Origin of the sequence: Microbacterium sp. (assembly GCF_046295495.1) — a bacterium.
GTDB lineage: Bacteria > Actinomycetota > Actinomycetes > Actinomycetales > Microbacteriaceae > Microbacterium.
This window is the reverse complement of the sequence record NZ_JBKBNC010000078.1, coordinates 1-4,618: the sequence shown is the minus strand read 5'-3', so window position 1 is coordinate 4,618 and position 4,618 is coordinate 1. Positions and strand designations below refer to the sequence as shown.

The window sequence follows — 4,618 nt, the reverse complement described above, 5'->3', positions numbered from 1 at the left end:
CGGGGTGGGCCCCGGCACCCGCGATCCGAGCTCAACAGGAAGCAGTGCTCGTGACGAAGTTGATGATGTCCCGGTCTCGCGCGGACAGGTAGAAGGCCGTCCCGTTCACGACCGACGTGGCCACGACGTGGTCTTTCCAGAAGAGCTGGCCGCTCGGCGAGATCCACGCGTTGGACCCGATGAGCGTGGAGCCGTCCGGAACTGCACCCAGGGCGGTGGAGCCCGTCGTCCCCGACCGCCACGCGTACGCGGCCCCGGCCTTCCGGTACGACACCGAACGCGAATCGGCCCCGGGGTTGTAGGCGCCGAACGCGCTCTCCACCCCGGATGCGATGGGGTCGGTGAGGTTGTACAGGTCGCCGTTGCTGTCGAGGAAGGTCAAGGCGCCCACGACGGTGGCGCTGCGCCGCAGGCTCGGACCCGTGGAAGTGCGACTCGTGCGCTGGTCGTAGACCTTCCCGACGTTGTCCTGGATGTAGGTCACGTTGACCCACTCCCCGCTCCCGGCGCCGGCGCCCCCCGTGTAGACGTTCCCGCGGGCGGAGGTCACCCCCCGCGCGAGGACGGTCTCGCCCAGGTAGAGATCGCCGTCGGGCGTGAGCCAGGTGCGGGTGCCGACCGCGATCGCGGTCGGAGGTACCGCCGGGAAGGCGGTCACGGTGCCGTTGTTGAAATAGGTCTTCGCCGCCCCTCCGGCGACGAAGGTGATCGTGTCGCGGCCTCCGCCGAGGTCGGTGTGTTCCGCGACCGCCGAGCTCACCGAGCGCGCCACCTCCGTCGTGAAGTACAGGACCGTGCTGTCGGCCGTCATGAAGGAGCCGTACCCGATCGCGCGCACCGCGCCCTTCACCTGGAGGCGTGTGGGGGCGGCGGCTCCCACGGGGGTCCACCCGGAATCCCAGAACCACGCCTCGGCGGTGGTCTCCGTCGTGGTCACCGTGATGGTCGCCGACGTCGTCTCCCCGGTGTCCAGCATCGCGCGCAGGGGATAGTCCCCGTTGCGCAGCGCCACCTGCACCACGCTCACGCTCACCGCACCGCCCGGGCCGGCGAGGACGGACTTGTCGGCCGTGGTGCCGTCGGCCCAGCTGAATCCGGCCGGCAGGGTCAGTGTCACCCGTTCGTCCACCGCGGCAGCCCCATCCCGGGTCACGACGAGGGTGAGATCGGAGACTTTGGAGCACGAATCCACGGTGACCGCGGCCGGCGTGAAGCTGAGCGACTTCACCGGTCGAGACGCCGCGAGCGCCGGAACGCTGGCCACCATCGAGACGACGGGCAGAGAGAGGGCGGCGAGGCCGGCGAAGGTTCGACGGCTCAGACCACGATCGGACATCGTTTTCCTCATTCCTCGGGGACGGGTCGCAGCGACATCACTCGGAGGATCGCGACACTCCGAGCGCTGTGCCGGAGACGCAGCCAGTCTCCGGCCCGTCCTCGCCCGGCCCGTCGCCTCAGCGCGATTCCCCCCGACCTTTCACCAGCCGAATCACCCCGTGAGGGAGCGAGGCGGCATCCGGGTGATTCCGACACACCGTCGGCCGCCGGCGCGGGGAGCGCGTTCGGCGATCAGTAGGAGGGTGCCGCGGGGAGCCCGAAGAACTCCTCGAGCGTGGTGAAGCCGCCGTCGTGGTAGGCGCGGGCGAGCTCCGGCCCGATGTAGCGCAGATGCCAGGCCTCGGGCTCGTAGCCGCTGACCTCTTCGCGCCCTTCGGCATAGCGCGTGATGAATCCGAACTCCCAGGCGTGCTCGCGCACCCAGGCGCCCTGCGGCGAAGCGGCGACGTCGTCGAGCGTGCCGCACGAGCGGGTGCACGGCACGATGTCGACGGCCATGCCCGTCTGGTGCTCGCTGTAGCCCGCCCGCGCGCTCTCGCGGTCGGCTTCGGCCACGCCGCCCACCGCCACGCGACCGGCGTAGGTGGACTGTTGCGTCGAGTAGGAGCGGAAGGCGCTGAGGAATCCGATCTCGCCCGCGCCCGCGTCGGCGGCGGCACGGACCATCGCCGACAGGGCCTGCGCCGCACCGGCGCGCAGGGCCGACTGCTCGAGCGCGCGCACGCCGTCGGGCATCACGAGATCGCCGGGGCGGTGATCGAGGGGGTCGAGCGGACGCTGTTTGTTGACCACGAGCCACTCGCGGTTCGGGTTCGACAGCGACACGCATGGCGCGATCCCGGATGCCACGGCCTCCCGGAAGGCGCTCCCGCCCCCGGCCGCGGCGATCACCGCGGCGTCGTCGTCGCCGCCCAGCGCGGCGGTGAAAGCGGGGTCGTCACAGGGGGTCGCGGTGGCGGCGAGGGCAGCCGTCTGCGGAACGGGCAGACCCGCGTCGGGGACCGCAGGCGGGCCCGAGACGACCTGGGCGGAGGCGTCGTCACCGGCGGAGCCGGAGGCCGCGGCGTCGTGGTGCGCCGCGGAGGAGGCCGCTCCGATCGCGACCGCACCCGCCGCGATCACCACGGCGGCGAGCGCGACCACGCCGAGGCGGCGTCGACGGAGGGTGGGCGAGAGGCCGGAGAGGGAGACCGCCGCGGCGATCCTCGACCGGACGGTCGACGCGGCGGACGAGGCTTCGCGCCGTCGCCGGCGCGTGGGAGCGGGGTGGGGGATCTGCGCGAGCGCCGCCGTCGCGAGTCGCTCGGCCTCCGCGCGCGCGGCGCGGCGGGGCGAGAGCTCGGGATCGGGGCGTGTCACTCGACCCATTCTCTCCCGCGCGACGGTTCGGGTCGACCCCGGCACCCACGACGGGTCCGGAGCGTCGACCGCGCTCAGCCGCCGCTGAGCGGACCCACGTCGACGGCGGCGACGAACACCAGCAGGATGCTGAGCGTTCCCGCCACCAGCAGCAGCACCGGGTGGGCGAGGCCGACCACGATGCGCCGCGTGCGCGGCAGCTCGTCGAGGAACTGCTCCGGGATGCGGTGCCGCGCGGGCACCGCCGCCCACCCGCGCAGGCGGGCGATGTAGCCGACGCAGCGGAACACCAGCACGGCCCAGAGCGTGGCCACGATCAGGGGGACCACCGCCGCGAAGATGTCGATCGCCTCCGACCAGGCCCTGTCGGAGTCGGTCCCCGCGTCGACGGTCAACTGCACGGCGACGGCCGCCCCCAGCACCACCGATCCGATCCACAGCACGAGGGCACCGAGCAGGGCGAAGAACCGCGCGAAGAAGTGCCCGAGGATCGACTCCTCGTTCTCGAGGTGCGTCCGCGGCGTCTGCGAGAGCACCAACAGGGTCGCCCCGAGCGAGGGCAGCGCCGCACTCAGCGAGATCGACACGCGCAGGGGCTCGGGTCCGCCGAGCAGGTCGCACGCCGTGAGCAGGAGCGCCATCAGCGCGAGCCAGAGCCATCCCGAGGCGGTGGGATGCCGTTCGAGGAAGGCCGGATGGAGAGGCTCTATCCGGCGCCCCGATCGATGCAGCAGCGCGTGACCGCGCACGTGTCGGACCGCGTCCATGCGCACCCCTGTCGCTCGACGTCGCGCACGAGGAGCGCACGTGGTGGCCACAGTACCGTCTCGCCGTTCGCCGATGGAGACGGGCGGGAGACGATCCGCCTTGTCGTTTCATCGAACATGTGTTCGACTGGTGTCATGAGATGGCAAGGGCAGCAGTTGGGCGTCGACGACACGGCCGCCCTCCCCGGCATGGAACGGATGGACGGGCTCGTGCGCTCCGTCACGACACCCGAGTTCGCGGGGATGACGTTCCACGAGGTGCTGTGCAAGAGCGCCCTCAACCGTGTGCCCGGTGCGTCGGCGATGCCGTTCGACTGGACGGTGAATCCGTATCGGGGCTGCAACCATCAGTGCGTCTACTGCTTCGCGCGAAAGACGCACGAATACCTCGACCTCGACTACGGCCTCGACTTCGATTCGCAGATCGTCGTGAAGGTCAACGTCGCCGAGGTGCTGCGCACCGAGCTCCGGCGCGGATCCTGGGTGCGCGAACCGGTGATGCTCGGAACGAACACCGACCCGTACCAGCGCGCAGAGGGGCGATACCGGCTGATGCCCGACATCGTCGGCGCCCTCGCCGAGAACGGCACGCCCTTCTCGATCCTCACCAAGGGCACGCTGCTGCGACGGGATCTGCCGCTGCTCACCGAGGCCGCCCAGCAGGTGCGGGTGTCGATCGCGATGTCCATCGCCGTGTTCGACGATGCCCTGCAGCGGGCCATCGAGCCCGGCACCCCGAGCGCCGAAGCCCGCCTCGACACGGTGCGCGCGGCGACCGCCGCCGGCTTCCGCGTGACCGTGTTCCTCATGCCGATCCTGCCGCACCTCACCGACTCGATCGAGGCCCTCGACGACGCCCTCGCGCGCATCCGGGCCGCGGGTGCGGCGCGCGTCGTCTACGGCGCCCTGCACCTGCGTCCGGGTGCCAAGCAGTGGTTCCTGCCCTGGTTGGAGCGCGAGTACCCGCACTTGGTCTCGTCGTACCGCGGCCTCTATCCGGGCGTCTCGGTCTCGGCACCGAAGGCGTACCGCACCTGGCTCGGCAAGCGCATGCGCCCCCTCCTGCGGATGCACCAGCTCGACGGGTGGGACGAAGACGACCATCCGCGCGGTCGCCCGCAGCCGGGCCTGGCCGCGCGGACCGCGACGACCGG

Annotated in this window: 4 protein-coding genes; 1 reads left to right on the top strand and 3 read right to left on the bottom strand. The window is 71.6% G+C overall.

Translation table 11 applies throughout. The features are described 5' to 3' along the window. Positions 1-31 precede the first annotated feature (31 nt). The 3 genes from ACK4LS_RS14555 to ACK4LS_RS14545 all read right to left on the bottom strand — a co-directional run bounded on the left by ACK4LS_RS14555 (position 32) and on the right by ACK4LS_RS14545 (position 3,464). Complete coding sequence (locus ACK4LS_RS14555; protein ID WP_409718777.1) at positions 32-1,336, bottom strand: hypothetical protein; 1,305 nt, start codon at positions 1,334-1,336, stop codon at positions 32-34. 233 nt (positions 1,337-1,569) lie between these two features. After that, on the bottom strand, positions 1,570-2,697 hold the full coding sequence (locus ACK4LS_RS14550; protein WP_409718774.1) for a M15 family metallopeptidase: 1,128 nt from the start codon (positions 2,695-2,697) through the stop codon (positions 1,570-1,572). A gap of 74 nt (positions 2,698-2,771) precedes the next feature. Beyond that, positions 2,772-3,464 carry a hypothetical protein gene (locus tag ACK4LS_RS14545; RefSeq protein ID WP_409718771.1) on the bottom strand — a complete coding sequence of 231 codons (693 nt, stop codon included), beginning with the start codon at positions 3,462-3,464 and terminating at the stop codon, positions 2,772-2,774. Between the two features lie 135 nt (positions 3,465-3,599). Between ACK4LS_RS14545 and ACK4LS_RS14540 the strand changes: the two genes are divergently transcribed. Next, positions 3,600-4,618, top strand: a 1,019-nt coding sequence (locus ACK4LS_RS14540) for an Rv2578c family radical SAM protein (protein WP_409718768.1), incomplete at its 3' end; no start/stop codon positions are given.

What these genes read in the sequence shown, in the direction of transcription:
- ACK4LS_RS14545 (WP_409718771.1), bottom strand. Translation starts at nt 3,464, where the DNA reads ATGGACGCGGTCCGACACGTGCGCGGTCACGCGCTGCTGCATCGATCG.
- ACK4LS_RS14555 (WP_409718777.1), bottom strand. Translation starts at nt 1,336, where the DNA reads ATGTCCGATCGTGGTCTGAGCCGTCGAACCTTCGCCGGCCTCGCCGCC.